The organism is Shinella zoogloeoides, assembly GCF_033705735.1.
In the GTDB taxonomy this organism is placed as follows: Bacteria; Pseudomonadota; Alphaproteobacteria; order Rhizobiales; family Rhizobiaceae; genus Shinella; species Shinella zoogloeoides_A.
Genome location: NZ_CP131130.1, coordinates 2866731 through 2881964 on the forward strand (window position 1 = coordinate 2866731; position 15234 = coordinate 2881964).

At 67.9% G+C, this 15234-nt stretch carries 15 protein-coding genes; all 15 read right to left on the reverse strand.

Going from position 1 to position 15234, the window contains the following annotated elements; all coding sequences use genetic code 11:
* The 15 genes from ShzoTeo12_RS14200 to ShzoTeo12_RS14270 all read right to left on the reverse strand — a co-directional run bounded on the left by ShzoTeo12_RS14200 (position 1) and on the right by ShzoTeo12_RS14270 (position 15194).
* Positions 1–1149 carry a TrbI/VirB10 family protein gene (locus ShzoTeo12_RS14200; RefSeq protein WP_024899643.1) on the reverse strand — a complete coding sequence of 383 codons (1149 nt, stop codon included), beginning with the start codon at positions 1147–1149 and terminating at the stop codon, positions 1–3.
* Positions 1146–2165, reverse strand: coding sequence for a P-type conjugative transfer protein TrbG (gene trbG / locus ShzoTeo12_RS14205; protein ID WP_003500131.1), 1020 nt, complete (start codon positions 2163–2165; stop codon positions 1146–1148). The genes ShzoTeo12_RS14200 and trbG overlap by 4 nt, the downstream gene beginning before the upstream one ends.
* Positions 2162–2851: a conjugal transfer protein TrbF gene (gene trbF / locus ShzoTeo12_RS14210; RefSeq protein WP_003500130.1), complete on the reverse strand. Its 690-nt coding sequence runs from the start codon at positions 2849–2851 to the stop codon at positions 2162–2164. Before trbF ends, trbG begins: the two co-directional genes overlap by 4 nt.
* Positions 2848–4224 carry a P-type conjugative transfer protein TrbL gene (trbL, locus tag ShzoTeo12_RS14215; protein ID WP_003500129.1) on the reverse strand — a complete coding sequence of 459 codons (1377 nt, stop codon included), beginning with the start codon at positions 4222–4224 and terminating at the stop codon, positions 2848–2850. Before trbL ends, trbF begins: the two co-directional genes overlap by 4 nt.
* Positions 4225–4230: 6 nt before the next feature.
* Entirely contained in the window at positions 4231–4518 is a 288-nt protein-coding gene (gene trbK-alt, locus ShzoTeo12_RS14220) for a putative entry exclusion protein TrbK-alt (RefSeq protein WP_003500127.1), read from the reverse strand.
* A 21-nt stretch (positions 4519–4539) separates the two neighbouring features.
* Positions 4540–5304 carry a P-type conjugative transfer protein TrbJ gene (gene trbJ, locus ShzoTeo12_RS14225; protein ID WP_003500125.1) on the reverse strand — a complete coding sequence of 255 codons (765 nt, stop codon included), beginning with the start codon at positions 5302–5304 and terminating at the stop codon, positions 4540–4542.
* A gap of 3 nt (positions 5305–5307) precedes the next feature.
* On the reverse strand, positions 5308–7758 hold the full coding sequence (gene trbE / locus ShzoTeo12_RS14230; protein WP_003500123.1) for a conjugal transfer protein TrbE: 2451 nt from the start codon (positions 7756–7758) through the stop codon (positions 5308–5310).
* 10 nt (positions 7759–7768) lie between these two features.
* Positions 7769–8050: a VirB3 family type IV secretion system protein gene (locus ShzoTeo12_RS14235; protein WP_003500121.1), complete on the reverse strand. Its 282-nt coding sequence runs from the start codon at positions 8048–8050 to the stop codon at positions 7769–7771.
* Positions 8050–8322, reverse strand: coding sequence for a TrbC/VirB2 family protein (locus ShzoTeo12_RS14240; protein ID WP_234825348.1), 273 nt, complete (start codon positions 8320–8322; stop codon positions 8050–8052). Before ShzoTeo12_RS14240 ends, ShzoTeo12_RS14235 begins: the two co-directional genes overlap by 1 nt.
* A 122-nt stretch (positions 8323–8444) precedes the next feature.
* The gene (gene trbB, locus ShzoTeo12_RS14245; protein WP_003500105.1) at positions 8445–9377 is read right to left on the reverse strand and encodes a P-type conjugative transfer ATPase TrbB; all 933 of its coding nucleotides are present in this window, start codon (positions 9375–9377) and stop codon (positions 8445–8447) included.
* Positions 9378–9676: 299 nt separating this feature from the next.
* Complete coding sequence (locus ShzoTeo12_RS14250) at positions 9677–10123, reverse strand: hypothetical protein (protein ID WP_003500104.1); 447 nt, start codon at positions 10121–10123, stop codon at positions 9677–9679.
* 8 nt (positions 10124–10131) lie between these two features.
* Entirely contained in the window at positions 10132–12117 is a 1986-nt protein-coding gene (locus ShzoTeo12_RS14255; protein ID WP_003500103.1) for a conjugal transfer protein TraG, read from the reverse strand.
* Between the two features lie 31 nt (positions 12118–12148).
* The gene (locus ShzoTeo12_RS14260) at positions 12149–13888 is read right to left on the reverse strand and encodes a relaxase/mobilization nuclease domain-containing protein (RefSeq protein ID WP_024899641.1); all 1740 of its coding nucleotides are present in this window, start codon (positions 13886–13888) and stop codon (positions 12149–12151) included.
* Positions 13889–14132: 244 nt separating this feature from the next.
* Positions 14133–14858, reverse strand: a complete 726-nt coding sequence (locus tag ShzoTeo12_RS14265) for a lytic transglycosylase domain-containing protein (protein ID WP_003500099.1) — start codon at positions 14856–14858, stop codon at positions 14133–14135.
* Positions 14859–15194, reverse strand: coding sequence for a DUF736 domain-containing protein (locus ShzoTeo12_RS14270; protein ID WP_024899640.1), 336 nt, complete (start codon positions 15192–15194; stop codon positions 14859–14861).
* Between the last annotated feature and the right edge of the window lie 40 nt (positions 15195–15234).

Genomic DNA, 15234 nt, shown 5'->3' on the forward strand with positions numbered 1-15234 from the left:
TCATCCCCTGTAGGGTTCGAGGACCAGATCGCGGGTCACGATCATCCGGACCGGGAAGCCCGGCCGGATGGTCAGCGTGGGGGCGACCTGCAATTGCCGCTGGATGATCTGCTGGCCCGCCTGATTGATCGTATCCTGCGAGCCGTCGCGGATCGCGCGGATCAGGCGGTCCTCGTCGCTCGTCGCGAGTTCGGCGCCGACGGCAAGCAGGGTGGAGAGCCCGGCCGCCTTGGCGAGATCCCACCAGTGGTAGTCGACACCATCCTCTAGCCCGGCATAGCCTTGGCTGTCCGCGCCGGGCTGGCGCTCCAGCACGATCGAGCGACCATTGGGGAAGATCAGCCGGTTCCAGACCAACAAGACCCTCCTTTGGCCGAACTGCACGCTGTTGTCGTACTGACCGATGATGCGCGTGCCCTGCGGCACGAGGAGAACGCGGCCGGTCGGGCTGTCATAGATGCTTTCCGTGACCTGCGCGGTGATCTGGCCGGGAAGGTCGGAGCGGATGCCGGTGATCAGTGCTGCCGGGATGACCGCGCCCGCCTGAAGCACGAAGGGCGATGCCGGAGCCATGACGCGGTCGGTCGTGGTGGTCCGGCGATCGACGGCGGCGTTGAGGAAGGCGTTCTGCCGGTCCTGCGCGGTATTTCCGCCGAGGCCGAGCCCGGCGAGATTGGGCAGACCTGCGCCGGCGGCCGAATCCGCGCCTGCGGTTGGGTTCGTGCGTGTCTCGGTCTGGAAAAAGACGCGGCTCGTGCGTGCGGCTTCCTCCTCGGCGCGCCGCCGCTGCTCTTCCTGATCCACGGTTGGATCGGGGACGGTGGGCGGAACGACGGGCTTGCCCTCGTTCTGCGCGCTGAGGATCGGCCGGCCGAGATCGCCGGGCAGTGCCGGGCCGAGGACCGGCCCGGTATAGTCGCGTGGAAGGCCGGCGAGCCCATCGGCCGTCGCCCGGTTCTCGGTCGAATAGAGTTCCTCGCCATCCGCGCCGCGATCGCGGGTCTGGAGCGCATAGATCAGCGCGCCGCCGATACCGAGCGAAACGATGAGGCCGGCTCCGGCCAGCGCCTTGCGCGATAGGCGCGTGACGCGCGGGGCTTCGGCGCGAAGGCGCATCGGGGCAGCATTGTTGTTTCCGGTGTCTGTCATGACGACTGCCCTCCCTTGTCCTGGCGGACATTCGTTGCGCGCGAGGAGCCGTCGATGCGTTCGATCCTGACGGTCTGCTGACGCTTGCCCCCGCCAAGCCGCAGCTCGGCCGCGCCGAACAGGCGATCGACGATCAGCACGTTGCGATAGGTGCGCGTATTGGCGATCTGGGCCTCGCCTTCGGGGCCGATCACGAAGATCGGCGGCAATTCGCCCTGGACGATGCCGCGCGGAAACTCGATGTAGACGCGCCGCCCGTCGTCATAGACGGAGACCGGCTTCCACGGCGGATTGTCGCCGGATGCGAAGCCATAGCGATAGTTCCGCGCCGCCACGGCCGGGATAACCGGCGTTGTCGGTATCGCCTGCGCCGAGCCTCCGCGGGCGCGCGGATAGGACCAGGCGACGGACGGCATGTAGGGTTTCTCGCGCGAGCGCAGCTCGATCATGTAGGTGCGCCGGTCGGTGGTGATGACGAGATTGGTCGAGATTTCCGCGCGCGACGGTTTCACCAGCACATGCACGCGCCGCGTCTCGCCGGAGCCGCTCTCGGTGTCGCCGATGATCCAGCGTGCTGTGTCGCCGGCGGCGATCGGGCCTGCGCCGGTCAGGCTTTCACCCGGCTCAAGCGCGATGTTGGTGATCTGTCCGGGCGAGGCATAGATCTGATAGAGGGCGCCGTCGCTCCACGGATAGACCTGGATAGCGTTGTAATAGCCCTCGCGTCGCGGCTCGACGCGGGCGGCGAGATTGGCGTTCTCGACACGGGCGGTCGGCGTACTGGCTCCGCCGCCGCCCCGGCTCACCGTCCAGGCGGGCGGGATGTGGAGCGGCTTTGGCGTGGTGTCCGTCACAGCCGGTACGGCCGGCAGCGGCGGCACGTCGGAATCGTAGGTGATTGCAGGCGGCTTCTTCGCAGAAGCACATCCGCCGAGCACCGCAGTCGATACCAGCAAAGCCGTGATCACGGATTTACGGAAAGCCGGGTTTGCGGCATTGCGGAAGTGCGGCGTCATTGTCCCAACTCCCGCGACCAGTTGATTGCATTGACGTAGATGCCGAGCGGATTGGCCTTGAGCCGTTCGGCGTCGCGGGGCGGCTGGACGACGATGGTGAGAATTGCCGTCCATCGCTCGGTGGTCGAAAGCTGGCCGTTCTCATAGCGCCGCTCTATCCACGCGATCCGGAAGCTCTCCGGCGAGGCGCGGATGACCGAGGAAACCTCGACGGCAACCTGCTGCTTGCCGACCTTGGTGAAGGGGTCGTTGACGCGGGCATAGTCGTTGAGCGCGGCCGCGCCCCGGTCCGTCGTCCATTCATAGGCGCGCAGCCAGTTCTGCCGCACGATGATCGGATCGGCCGGGACGGAGCGGACCTGTTCGATGAAACGGGCGAGATGCCATGCGATCTGCGGATCGGTCGGACGGTAGTCGGCGGTTGCCGCGGCGACGGTCTGGGCCTGTCCCAGCTTGTCGACCTGAACGATCCAGGGAACGACGGTGCCCCGCGCCGACTGGACGACAAGAGCGGCGGCGAAGCCGGCCGACAGCGCCAGGCATCCGAAAGCCATAAAGCGCCAGTTGCGCGCCTGGACGCGGGCGGAGCCGATACGCTCGTCCCATATCTGGGCAGCCTTCTGATAGGGGGTCTCGGGTTGCGGCGTCTTGCCGTAGTGGGTGGCGGGTCGTCGGAAGAGGTTCATGAGCGGTCGCTTTCGGAGAGATTGACGGAAGAGCCGGAGCCGTGGCTGTCGCCGGAGCGGACCGCGTGGGCGGCCGCGGAAACGCCATGGCTCATTGCCTGGCCGCGCTTCATGCGCTGCGCCCAGGCCGGCGGGGTATTCACAGATCCGGCCGCGGCAGCGCCGGCGGAGGCGTCATTGGCGGCCTGCCCGCCACCTCCGACGGTTCCCATGGTCGAAGAGCCGCCCGTCGTTTCGAAAGCGCCCTTGACGCCGCCGGTGTGGCTCGACTTGAGGCTCTCAGCGGCGCGGGCGAGACCGCGACGCAGCGGCGAGGCAGCGCCCGAACCGGCGGCGCGCGCCACGCCGCCGAGACCGGAGGCGATGCCCGACATGCCGGACTGTCCCATCGAGCCGAGCGTATAGGCCGAGGAAGCCGCGCCGGCGGCGGCAGCGCCGCCACGCGCGGCGGCCGCACCTCCAGACAAAGCGAGCGCTCCGCCCTTGGCGGCCAGCACGGCTCCGCCGCCTGCGGCGAGCGCTGCGCCTCCGACCGCCAGCCCTGTGCCTACGGCGGCGCCCGCGCCGAGTTGAGGTCCGCCGGAGACGAGGCCGTTGGCGATGCCGGGGCCGAATATGCCGAGGCCGAGCAGGGAGAGCGCGGCGAGCACGATCGCCATGGCCTGGTCGATGGTCGGCGTCGCGCCGCCGAAGCCGGCGGTGAACTGCGAGAACAACGTCGAGCCGATGCCGATGATGACGGCGAGAACCAGGACCTTGATGCCGGAGGAGATCACGTTGCCGAGCACCCGCTCGGCCATGAACGCGGTCTTTCCGAACAGGCCGAAGGGGATCAGGACGAAGCCGGCCAGTGTCGACAGCTTGAACTCGATCAGCGTGACGAAGAGCTGGATCGCCAGGATGAAGAAGGCGAGGATGACCAGCACCCAGGCGAAGAACATGCAGGCGATCTGGATGAAATTCTCGAAGAAGGCGATCCAGCCCATGAGGTCGGAGATGGAATCGAGCAGCGGCCGTCCGGCGTCGAGTCCGGTTTGCGCCACCTTGCCGGGGCGCAGGAGATCGGCGGTGCTGAAGCTGGTTCCGGAGCCCTTCAGGCCGAGTCCGGCGAAGCTGTCGAAGACGATCTTCGCGAGGCTGTTCCAGTTGGAAATCAGGTAGGCAAAGACCCCGACGAAGAGCGTCTTTTTCACCAGCCGCGCCATGATGTCGTCGTCAGCGCCCCAGCTCCAGAACAGGGCCGCAAGCGTCACGTCGATCACGATGAGGGTTGAAGCTATGAAGGCGACCTCGCCGCCGAGCAGGCCAAAGCCGCTGTCGATGTAGGACGTGAAGACCGAGAGGAAATTGTCGATGACGCTGGTGCTGCCCATCTGCGCTCACCGTGCGTCATTCGCCGCGGGCGCGACCGGCTGCGGCGTGCGGCCGAGAAAGCGATCGCGGGTCTCGGCCCAGACGCGCAGGCATCCGGCATCCTTGCCGGCGGCCTCGCCAAGCTGCTGGCACCGTCGCTGTTCGACGCGAAGCGCATCGATCGAGCGCTCGACGGCCCGCGCCGGCTCCGGGACATTTACCTCGTCCTTGCGGGTCAGCTCGATGGCCGTCGCTGTGATCGCGACAGCCACGAAGACGACGGCGCCCAGCCGGGCCAGCATCTTGCCGTCCATGGTCGTCCCCCTTCCTGCGTCTCAGTTGCCGTTGAACATCTTGGCGTTTCCCGGCTGGTAGCCGGAGCCGGGCGTGAGGAAGCGGCGGCGCTGCTCGCGTCCCTGCTCGGCGGCCGCTGAACGCTCGGCGTCGGTGAGCGCCTGCGCCCGGCCGTTCGCGGCGATCACGGCGGTCAGGTCGGCGAGCTGCTGCGCCTGAAGGGCGAGGAGCTGGTTGCCGGCCTGGGTTGCCTGAAGTGCGCCGGTCGCGCCCTGGCTCTGCCCGACCAGCGCCGACATCTGGGTACGGTTGGTGTCGATGTTGCCGACAACGGTGGCCTGGACGCGCATGGCGTCCTGCAGACCGCCGACGGTGTTCTGCCAGCGGGTCTTCGCGTCCTCGATCAGCTTGGCGTCCGAGGCGGTCAGCGAGGCGTTGCCGTATTGCGTCTTGAACGCCTGATCGATCTGGCCGACGTCGAATGCGATGTTCTGCGCCTGGCTCAGGAGCTGCTGCGTGCGCTGCACGGACTGCTGGAGCTGCTGGAGCGAGGAGAACGGCAGGCTCGCCAGGTTCTTCGCCTGGTTGATGAGCATCTGCGCCTCGTTCTGGAGCGACGTGATCTGGTTGGTGATCTGCTCCAGCGCGCGGGCGGCCTGAAGGACGTTCTGGGCGTAATTGGTCGGATCGTAGACGATCTTCCAGGCGTGTGCCGGGGTGGTCAGGACCGGAGCGACGGCGAGCGGTACGGACAGCACGGTGGCGGCAAGCAGGGCGGCGGAGATGCGAGGCGAGGTGGGCGTCATGTTTCAGTTCTCCTGTTCGGGCTGGGGGTCGAAGTTGACGAGATCGGGGATGAGGTCCGCGGCCCATGCGACGTCGCGCGCCGCGAGCCACGCGGGCAGGAAGCCGTCGCGGCCGTGTTCGGCGACGATCTGGTCGATGAGGGTCTGGTCGGATTTCGAGGAGGCCGCGCAAAGCGCGAGCCCGACTTCCGACAGGCCCAGCTCGAACATCCGGTTGCCGCGCCGCGACTGGCAGTAGTAGTCGCGCTTCGGCGTGGCGCGGGCGATCAGCTCGATCTGGCGGTCGTTGAGGCCGAAGCGCCGATAGATCGCCGTGATCTGGGGCTCGACCGCGCGTTCATTCGGCAGGAGCAACCGGGTCAGGCAGCTTTCGATGATGGCGGGCGCAATGCTGCTGCCATCGATGTCGGACAGCGATTGCGTGGCGAAGATCACGCTGGCGTTCTTCTTGCGCAGCGTCTTCAGCCATTCGCGGAGCTGGCCGGAAAAGCCGTCGTCGTCGAGCGCCAGCCAGCCTTCGTCGATGATCAGGAGCGTCGGCCGGCCGTCGAGCCGGTCGCCGATGCGATGGAAGAGATAAGCCAGCACCGCCGCGGCGGAGCCGGTTCCGACTAGCCCCTCGATCTCGAACGCCTGTACGGACGCCGAGCCGAGATGCTCGCTCTCGGCGTCGAGCAGGCGGCCATATGGACCGCCGACGCAGTAGGGGCGCAGCGCCTGTTTCAGGTCGTTCGACTGGAGCAGCACGGCAAGGCCGGTGATGGTGCGCTCCCCGACCGGCGCGGAGGCGAGCGAGGTCAGCGCGGTCCAGAGGTGCTCCTTGACCTCCGGTGTGATCTGCACGCCCTCGCGCATCAGGATGGCGACGATCCAGTCGGCCGCCCAGGCGCGTTCCGGCACCTCATGGATGCGGGCGAGCGGCTGGAGGGAAACCGAGGTTTCCGAGCCATCGGTCAGGTCGCCGCCGAGATCGTGCCAGTCGCCGCCCATGGCGAGCGCCGAGGCGCGGATGCTGCCCCCGAAATCGAAGGCGAAGACCTGCGAGCGCTTGTAACGACGGAACTGCAAGGCCATGAGCGCGAGCAGCACGGACTTGCCTGCGCCGGTCGGGCCGACGACGAGCGTATGGCCGACATCGCCGACGTGAATTGAAAGCCGGAACGGGGTCGAGCCTTCGGTCCTGCCATACAGCAGCGGGGGCGCGCCGAGATGCTCGTCCCGTTCCGGCCCCGCCCACACGGCGCTGAGCGGCATCATGTGGGCAAGGTTGAGGGTGTTGACCGGCGGCTGCCGGACATTTCCGTAGACGTGGCCGGGCAGGCTGCCGAGCCAGGCATCCACGGCGTTGATGGTCTCGGGCATGCAGGTGAAATCGCGGCCCTGGATCACCTTCTCGACCAGCCGCAGCTTCTCGTCGGCCACGCGGGCGTCGCCGTCCCAGACGGTCACGGTGGCGGTGATGTATGCTTCTCCGGCGAAGTCCTGGCCGAGTTCCTGAAGCGCGAGATCCGCATCCTGCGCCTTGTTCGCGGCGTCGGTGTCGACGAGCACGGATTGCTCGTTGGTCATCACCTCCTTGAGGATCGCGGCGATCGATTTGCGCTTGGCGAACCACTGCCGCCTGATCTTGGTCAGGAGGCGGATGGCATCGGTCTTGTCGAGGAGGATCGCGCGCGTCGACCAGCGATATTCGAAGGCGAGCCGGTTCAGCTCGTCGAGAATGCCGGGCGTCGTCGCGGTCGGAAATCCGACAATGGTGAGGATGCGAAGATGTTGCTCGCCCAGGCGCGGCTCCAGCCCGCCGGTGAGCGGCTGGTCGGCGAGCAGCGCATCGAGGTACATCGGTGCCTCCGGCACGCGGACGCGGTGCCGGTTGGTCGAAATTGTCGAATGCAGGTAGGTGAGCGTCTCGCCGTCATCGAGCCATGCGCATTCCGGCATGAAGCCGTCGAGCAGTGCCAGGATGCGATCGGTGCGGTCGGTGAAGGCGCGCAGCGCCTCATGAGGATCGACGCCGGAGCGCTCCCGGCCTTCATAGAGCCACGCTTCCGTGCGGGCGGCTTCCTCGGCGGGCGGCAGGTAAAGCATGGTGAGGAAATAGCTGGACACGAAATGCGCGCCCTCTTCCTCGAAATCGGCCTTGCGCTCGGAATCGACCAACGATGAGGCGGGATCGGGAAAGCGGCTGTCGGGATAGGTCGCGGCCTCGGACCGCTGCGCCTCGACGAAGATCGCCCAGCCGGAGCCGAGGCGGCGGAAGGCGTTGTTGAGGCGGGCGGCGACGGCGACCAGTTCGGCCGCCACGGCGGAATCCAGATCCGGCCCGCGAAAGCGCGCCGTGCGCTGGAACGAGCCATCCTTGTTGAGGACGACGCCGGCGCCGACGAGCGCGGCCCAGGGCAGGTAATCAGCGAGGCGGGCGGAGGTGCGGCGGTATTCGGCAAGGTTCATCATGGCCGCGCCCTCACACCGACAGGTGGCCGGGGATGCGCAGATGTCGGCGCCCGACCTCCACGAAGAGCGGATCGCGCTTGGCCGCCCAGACGGCGGTGAGATGGCCGATCATCCAGATCGCGAGCCCGACCAGCCAGAGCCGCAGGCCAAGGCCGACGGCGCCGGCGAGCGTCCCGTTCATGATGGCGATCGAGCGCGGCGCGCCGCCGAGCAGGATGTGCTCGGTCAGCGCGCGATGGACGGGAACCGAGAACCCCGGCACGGCGTCGAGCTGTTCGAAGCCGGCCGCCATCAGATGAGCGCCCCGCCGCCGAACGAGAAGAAGGAGAGGAAGAAGGAACTGGCCGCGAACGCGATCGACAGGCCGAAGACGATCTGGATGAGACGGCGGAAGCCGCCGGCCGTATCGCCGAAGGCGAGCGTCAGACCCGTCACGATGATAATGATCACGGCCACGATTTTCGCGACCGGCCCTTCGACGGATTCGAGGATCTTCTGAAGCGGCGCTTCCCACGGCATCGAGGAGCCGGAGGCGTGGGCGGACGGCGCGGCCGACATCATCATGATGGTGACGAGCGCGGTCGAACTGGCGAGCCGGTCGTATGCTCCCCGCAGCACGGAGGACCTGGGCGGCTTGGCCGGAACCGGCGGAACGGTCGTGATCGGGGCGGAAGCGGGCGACTTCATCAAGGTTCTCCTGTGGGGGGCTGAGTTGCGGGAATGACGTGGTAGTCGCCGTCGGCGGTGAGCCCTTCGACGCGGGCGAGCTGGGCGAGACGGCGGCCGGAGCCTCGGCCGGCGAGCACGGCGACGAGATCGATGGTCTCGGCGATCAGGGCGCGCGGGACGGTGACGACGGCTTCCTGAATGAGCTGTTCGAGGCGGCGCAACGCGCCGATCGCCGTGCCGGCATGGATGGTGCCGATGCCGCCGGGATGTCCGGTGCCCCATGCCTTGAGAAGATCGAGGGCCTCGGCGCCGCGCACCTCGCCGATGGGAATGCGGTCAGGGCGCAGGCGCAGCGACGAGCGCACGAGATCGGAGAGGGTGACGACGCCCTCTTTGGTCCGCATGGCGACGAGGTTCGGCGCGGCGCATTGCAGCTCGCGGGTGTCTTCGATGATGACCACGCGATCCGCGCCCTTCGCCACTTCGGCCAGCAAGGCGTTGGTCAGCGTCGTCTTGCCGGTCGACGTGCCGCCGGCGACAAGGATGTTGGCGCGTGACTGGACCGCCATGCGTAGCGTCTGCGCCTGGTCGGCGGACATGATGCCGGAGGCGACGTAATCGGCGAGGGTGAATACCGCGACGGCCGGCTTTCTGATCGCGAAGGCGGGCGCGGAGACCACGGGAGGAAGAAGGCCCTCGAACCGCTCGCCGCTCTCGGGCAGCTCGGCCGAGACGCGCGGCGCTCCGGCATGGACCTCCGCGCCGACATGATGCGCGACGAGCCGCACGATGCGCTCGCCATCGGCCGCCGACAGCCGCTCCCCCGTATCGGCCAGCCCTTCGGAGAGCCGGTCGATCCAGAGCCGCCCATCGGGATTGAGCATTACCTCGACAACCGCGGGGTCCTCCAGAAACCCGGCGATTGCGGGTCCGAGCGCGGTACGGAGCATCCGCGCTCCCCGCGTCGTCGCCTCGGTCTGTTGGAAGGATCGCGCCACGTCGTCCCCGTCCGGTAGCGGGCACGCCCCATGCGCAGCCCTGGATCGGGGATGAGTAAAAGAGCCCGAAGTCGGGCCGATTCAACAAGTATCGGTCGTAGTAGTGCGGTGGCGTGCAAAGACAGGAAAACGGCGGAGTCCGCTCGTGACGGTGATCCCGGTGGGCGCGCGCGAAAACCGAATCAGTTGCTTGGACTTATCTGTTTTCGCGGCGCGGTGGTCAGATTGCGGACTGTATAATTCGCCTCGGCCTACGGCGTGCCGCCCTCGTCCTTGCCCGCCGCGTCCATGTCCTCCGAAACCTCCTGCCGGAGCTTCGGGCCTTTGACGAGCCGCTGGCCGAGGACGGCGACGAAGGCATCGTAGCGTTCGCCGGCCTTCGCCTTCGCGGCCTGCGCGGCAGGCTCGGGCAACGCGGGCGTCGTCGTGAGCCAGAAGCGGACGAAGACGGCCAGCGTCTCGACGGCGATGCCGAGATCGCGCTCCAGGCGCGTCATGCGGCGGTCGAGCTGATCGAGGCGCTTGGCGACGACCGCCTCCCGGCGCTCGGCATCGTCGGGTGACAGGAAGGACGCGATCGCGGCTTCGGCGATCAGCGAGCGCGACTGGTCGCGCCGGGCCGAATAGGCAACGAGCGCCTGCATGACATCGGGATCGAGATAGACGGACAGGCGCTGCTTTTTCGGTGTTCGGATCATCGCGGGCCTCACAGGTCGATGCCGTCATTGGGATCGAGCGAAGCCTGCCGCGCGACCTGCCGCATAAGCCGGTTCATCCGGCTGTTGCGAACGGTATCGTCCTCGCTGTCGTCGCCGGGATCGCCGCCGAACTCGTTGTCGATCGGCTCCTTTTTCTCGACGGTTTTGACGCGGCTGAGTTCAGGCTGGTGCCGCCGCTCGGATTCGGTCGGATCGTCGTCATCCTCGCCAACGCCGGAGACCGGGGTCAGATCGACCTCCGGCCGCTGCGGCAGGGGCAGGCTGCTCCAGTCGTCCGGCTCGACATTCTCGGAGACCAGCGCCGGGGGCGGCAGGACCCTTTCCTGAAAACGCGGGTCCTCGAAGTAGCGGGCCTTCTTCGCCCGGATCGGCGGCGTGCCCGCCACCATGACGATTTCGTCGGCGGGCGGAAGCTGCATGATCTCGCCGGGCGTGAGCAGCGGTCGCGCCGTCTCCGAGCGCGACACCATCAGGTGGCCGAGCCAAGGGCTCAACCTGTGCCCGGCATAATTCTTCATCGCCCGCATCTCGGTCGCCGTGCCGAGCGCGTCGGAGACACGCTTGGCCGTCCGCTCGTCATTCGTGGCGAAGGCGACGCGGACATGGCAGTTGTCGAGGATCGAATTGTTCGGCCCGTAGGCTTTCTCGATCTGGTTCAGCGACTGCGCGATCAGGAAGCTCTTCAGCCCGTATCCCGCCATGAAGGCTAACGCACTCTCAAAAAAATCCAGCCGGCCGAGTGCGGGAAACTCGTCGAGCATGAGGAGCAGACGATGGCGATCGCCCCTCGTCTCCAGCTCCTCGGTGAGCCGGCGGCCGATCTGGTTGAGGATCAACCGGATCAGCGGCTTGGTCCGGTTGATGTCGGAAGGCGGGACCACGAGATAGAGCGTCGTCGGGCGCGCAGCGCCGACGATATCGCCGATCCGCCAGTCGCAGCGGCGCGTCACCTCGGCCACGACCGGATCGCGGTAGAGGCCGAGGAACGACATCGCGGTGGAGAGCACACCCGAGCGTTCGTTATCGGATTTGTTGAGCAGCTCGCGCGCCGCGCTGGCGACGACAGGGTGCGGCCCGGCCTCGCCCAGATGCGCCGTTCGCATCATCGCGTCGAGCGTGGCTTCGATCGTCCGCTTCGGATCGGAGAGAAAGGCGGCGACACCGGCGAGCGTCTTGTCCTTCTCGGCATAGAGGACATGGAGGATCGCGCCGACCAGAAGCGCGTGGCTGGTCTTCTCCCAGTGGTTCCGCTTCTCCAGCGAGCCCTCCGGGTCGACGAGAATGTCGGCGATGTTCTGGACGTCGCGGACCTCCCACTGGCCCTTTCGCACCTCGAGCAGAGGATTGTAGGCCGAGGAGCGCGCATTGGTCGGATCGAACAGGAGGACGCGGCCGTGCCGCGAACGGAAGCCGGCGGTCAGGCTCCAGTTCTCGCCCTTGATGTCGTGGACGACGCAGCTTCCCGGCCAGGTCAGCAGGGTCGGCACGACGAGGCCGACGCCCTTGCCGGATCGGGTCGGGGCGAAACACATGACATGCTCCGGCCCGTCATGGCGCAGATAGGAGCGATCCATCCGGCCGAGCACCACGCCATCCGGGTCGAGAAGACGCGCGGCGGTGATCTCCTCCGGCCGCGCCCATCGCGCCGAGCCGAAGGTTTCGACCTCCTTGTTCTCGCGCGCCCGCCAGACCGACATGCCGATGGCAACGGCGATGGCGATGAAGCCGCCTGATGCCGCGACGAGGCCGCCTTCCATGAAAACGGACGGCGCATAAGCGTCGTAGAAGTACCACCACAGGAAGAAGGACGGCGGATAGTAGACCGGCCATCCGGCGAGTTCGAACCATGGGGTGCCGAGCTGCGCCTGAAACCCGAGCCGCCACGCGGTCCACTGCGTCGCCGTCCATGTCGTCGCGAGGACGATCAGGAAGACGGTGAGGATCTGGCCCCAGAGGATTTTCGTGGCGGACATTGCGGGGTCCTTTCTTGGAAGGGTGTGATGGTCAGAGGCCGAGCCCGCGCTTGCGGCCAAAACTCCAGTCGACGCCGCCGTCCCCGCGCGCGACGCCGGAGACGTGCCTGGCGAGCTGCTTTTCGAGCGAGGGCGACCAGGGCACGAGCTGGAAGCCGAGGCCGTCGTCGATCATGGCGAAGCGGCCAGAGGCGAGCGTGAAACGCTGGCGATAGGTCCCGGCGACGTATTCGCCGCCGGCGGAATGGTTGAACACGCGCCCCGTCTGCGCGGCGATCTGCTCGCCGAGCGCGTCGACCTCGCGCTGTCGCAGGGTACGCAGGAGGTTGCGGTTGAAGATCACGCTGCGGCCGTGCCGCTCGGCAAAGCCCTGCTCGATCAGGCGCTCGGCGCGGCGGTCGAGCGCGTCGCGCACCTCCGCGCCGAAGCCGCCCTCCGAGAGCGACGCCGGCTCGCGGGCAATGTTCTGCCGGTCGAGCCAGGTCGCGCCGGTCGCCGTGACCTGCCGGCCGATGTCGAGGTCGGAGCGGACGGCGAGAGCGACGCGGCGGCGCCCCTGCGCGTCGTCGAACTTGCGCAGCTCGACGATCGATCCCGGCGCGCTGTCGCCGGTCGAGTCGAGATCGGGGAACTTGATGTGATGGGTGCGGCCGTCGACGCCATCGACCACGGCATAGGCTGTGCCCTTCAGCTCGTCATCCAGGCCGCGCTCGACCAGCCGGCCGACGATCGGGTCGTCAAGGCTCTCGGCCGCGAGCACATAGCTCGCCGTGCCACGCTCGATGCCGCGTTCGGCGAGCGCACGGTGCATGCGCTTGATGATGTCGCCGCGCTCTCCGAGTTCGCGCAGCGTCGGCTCGGCCTTGTCCGAGATCGTCCACTGGCCGGGGCCGATCTCTTCGGCGAGGCCGAGGGATTCGAGCTTGCGCAGCCGGCCGACCTTGAGCGGGAGATATTCGTCGGGCTGGCGGTCGGGATGCGGCGCGACGTCGATGACGCCGGTGCGATAGCCGTCGCGCGCGAGCTGCCGGTCGAGATCGGTCCAGCGCTCGGCCTCGACCTGCCGCTCCAGATGGCCGCGGATTTCGAGATCGCTGCGCAGGCCGAGGTCCTGCGTCACGAGATCCTGCGCGCGTGCTCGCATCCCCTCCTTGATGTAGTCGCGGGCGATCACGAGGTCCTGCCCGTCGTCCGTGCGGCCGCGCAGGATGATGTGGACGTGCGGGTTGTCGGTGTTCCAGTGATCGACGCCGACCCAATCGAGCTTCGTGCCGAGGTCCTTTTCCATCTGGCTCATGAGATCGCGGGCGAAGTCCCTCAGATCGGTCATGCGCCCGGCGTCTTCGGGTGAGACGATGAAGCGGAAGTGGTGCCGGTCGTCCTCGCAGCGCTCGGCGAAGTCGCGGGCGTCCACCTCGTCCAGCTCGGCGCCGAACAGGCGGGCCTTCTCGCCGTCGCGGGTCACGCCGTCACGCTGGAGATATTTGAGATGGGCGGCGAGCGGAGCGGCGCGCGCCGAGTGCCGGACCACGCGGGTCTTGATCACCACGTTGCGCGAGCGGCGCGTGAGCACGCGGTTCGCCTGCACGCTGGCGCGCCGGCCGCGCCCGAACTGCGAGCGGTTGCCGGGCGTGATCCGGCCGGAGCGCGAGACGCGCCCGCCGGCCTTCTGCGCGGCAGCGAGCGCCTGAGCGATGAACGGTCTGGCGCGCTCCGCCTTCGAAGAGCGGATGCGGCCAGGGCGGATGCGGAAATCGTCCTCGGCGCTCATCACATGAGCCCCGCACATCGCGGCAAGTCATGGAAAAGACGGCGAAAGCCGGAAAATCGCGAGGTTCGCCAGAACCGCGCACATCGCGCAGACGGCGCGTAACTCCTTGAAAAACCACAACCGGAATCAGGCGCACCTCGCGCCTTTTTATCTCGCCATCGTCCGGTTGTGGTTCTGCGCCTCCCCGGCCACCCCGCCGATCCTCGCCGGTTGCACGCTACGCCGACCGAGACCGCGAACGCCGTCATCTCGGACCTCCAGCGCCCGAACGGGCGATGAAGAGGTCGCCGGACTGCGGCGCGACGGCAGGCTGACGGCGCGCCGGTAGGGAGGCGGCCGCATCGCCGGGCGCGCCGACGAAGAGCGGCGCATCCCGCCATCCGCGGCGCTTGCCGCGCAGCATGGCGGCGGCGCGGAGGTCGGCTTTCACGCCGATTGCCGGCAGGATCGCCGCGACATAGGCGCGGGTTTCGGCGGGCAGCGCACGGCCGGTCGCGAGATGCTGGTCGAGCCGCGCCGGCCCTGCATTGTAGGCCGCCAGCATCGCCGCGACATTGCCGTAGCGGTCGAGCATCTCGCGCAGATAGGCCGTGCCCGCGAGGATGTTGTCGCGCGGCGCGAACGGATCGCGGCCGAGGCCATAGCGACCGCGCAGCTCGGCCCAGGTCGCGGGCATGATCTGCATCAGGCCCATCGCACCGGCCGGGGACACGGCGCGCATGTCGCCGGCGCTTTCGGCGCGCTTTACCGCGACGATCCACGCCTGCGGAATGGCGAAGCGTCGCGACGCCTCGGCAACGTGGGCGGCATGCGGATCGGCGGCCGCGTTGCGCGCCGGCTGCACGGTCTGCGCGTAAGCCGGGAACGCCGAGGGCGCGGCGAAGATCAGGCCGGAAAGAAGAAGGAGGAGTGCTGGGCGTCGGGCGGCGGAAGGTGGTCCGACGCTGGCGGAAGGTTGGACCGGCACCATTCAGTCCTCCGCCCGCTTCTTCTTCGAGGGAGTGACGTGCAGGCCCCAGACCGTCTCGTCGTCGGGGTCGCGGAAGAGATTGGCGCGCAGAATGCCGCCAAAGAGCGGGCTGTAGAGGTCGACGGAGACGAACTCGCCAGCGCGTTCGCCGACATGCGACCAGCCCGCGCCAATGTCGAGACCGTCCTGATCGCCGAGCAGGATGCGGTATTGCGGCGCGTTCTCGGTCTCCAATGGTTCGGCTGGAACGAAAGTGAGCGGCTCGTCGATGCCGAGCGCGTGGAAGCGCCCTTCGAAGCCGGTTTCTGTGCGGGTGAAGTGGCCGAGATGCGCCATGGTTTTCGTCTCCTGTGCGTTGCGGTGAGGATGAAAGGAG

Excerpts from the sequence above, each read along its gene's own strand:
- ShzoTeo12_RS14200 (WP_024899643.1), bottom strand. The coding sequence starts at position 1,149 with ATGACAGACACCGGAAACAACAATGCTGCCCCGATGCGCCTTCGCGCC.
- trbG (WP_003500131.1), bottom strand. The coding sequence starts at position 2,165 with ATGACGCCGCACTTCCGCAATGCCGCAAACCCGGCTTTCCGTAAATCC.
- trbF (WP_003500130.1), bottom strand. The coding sequence starts at position 2,851 with ATGAACCTCTTCCGACGACCCGCCACCCACTACGGCAAGACGCCGCAA.
- trbL (WP_003500129.1), bottom strand. The coding sequence starts at position 4,224 with ATGGGCAGCACCAGCGTCATCGACAATTTCCTCTCGGTCTTCACGTCC.
- trbK-alt (WP_003500127.1), bottom strand. The coding sequence starts at position 4,518 with ATGGACGGCAAGATGCTGGCCCGGCTGGGCGCCGTCGTCTTCGTGGCT.
- trbJ (WP_003500125.1), bottom strand. The coding sequence starts at position 5,304 with ATGACGCCCACCTCGCCTCGCATCTCCGCCGCCCTGCTTGCCGCCACC.
- trbE (WP_003500123.1), bottom strand. The coding sequence starts at position 7,758 with ATGATGAACCTTGCCGAATACCGCCGCACCTCCGCCCGCCTCGCTGAT.
- ShzoTeo12_RS14235 (WP_003500121.1), bottom strand. The coding sequence starts at position 8,050 with ATGGCGGCCGGCTTCGAACAGCTCGACGCCGTGCCGGGGTTCTCGGTT.
- ShzoTeo12_RS14240 (WP_234825348.1), bottom strand. The coding sequence starts at position 8,322 with ATGATGATGTCGGCCGCGCCGTCCGCCCACGCCTCCGGCTCCTCGATG.
- trbB (WP_003500105.1), bottom strand. The coding sequence starts at position 9,377 with ATGCTCCGTACCGCGCTCGGACCCGCAATCGCCGGGTTTCTGGAGGAC.
- ShzoTeo12_RS14250 (WP_003500104.1), bottom strand. The coding sequence starts at position 10,123 with ATGATCCGAACACCGAAAAAGCAGCGCCTGTCCGTCTATCTCGATCCC.
- ShzoTeo12_RS14255 (WP_003500103.1), bottom strand. The coding sequence starts at position 12,117 with ATGTCCGCCACGAAAATCCTCTGGGGCCAGATCCTCACCGTCTTCCTG.
- ShzoTeo12_RS14260 (WP_024899641.1), bottom strand. The coding sequence starts at position 13,888 with ATGAGCGCCGAGGACGATTTCCGCATCCGCCCTGGCCGCATCCGCTCT.
- ShzoTeo12_RS14265 (WP_003500099.1), bottom strand. The coding sequence starts at position 14,858 with ATGGTGCCGGTCCAACCTTCCGCCAGCGTCGGACCACCTTCCGCCGCC.
- ShzoTeo12_RS14270 (WP_024899640.1), bottom strand. The coding sequence starts at position 15,194 with ATGGCGCATCTCGGCCACTTCACCCGCACAGAAACCGGCTTCGAAGGG.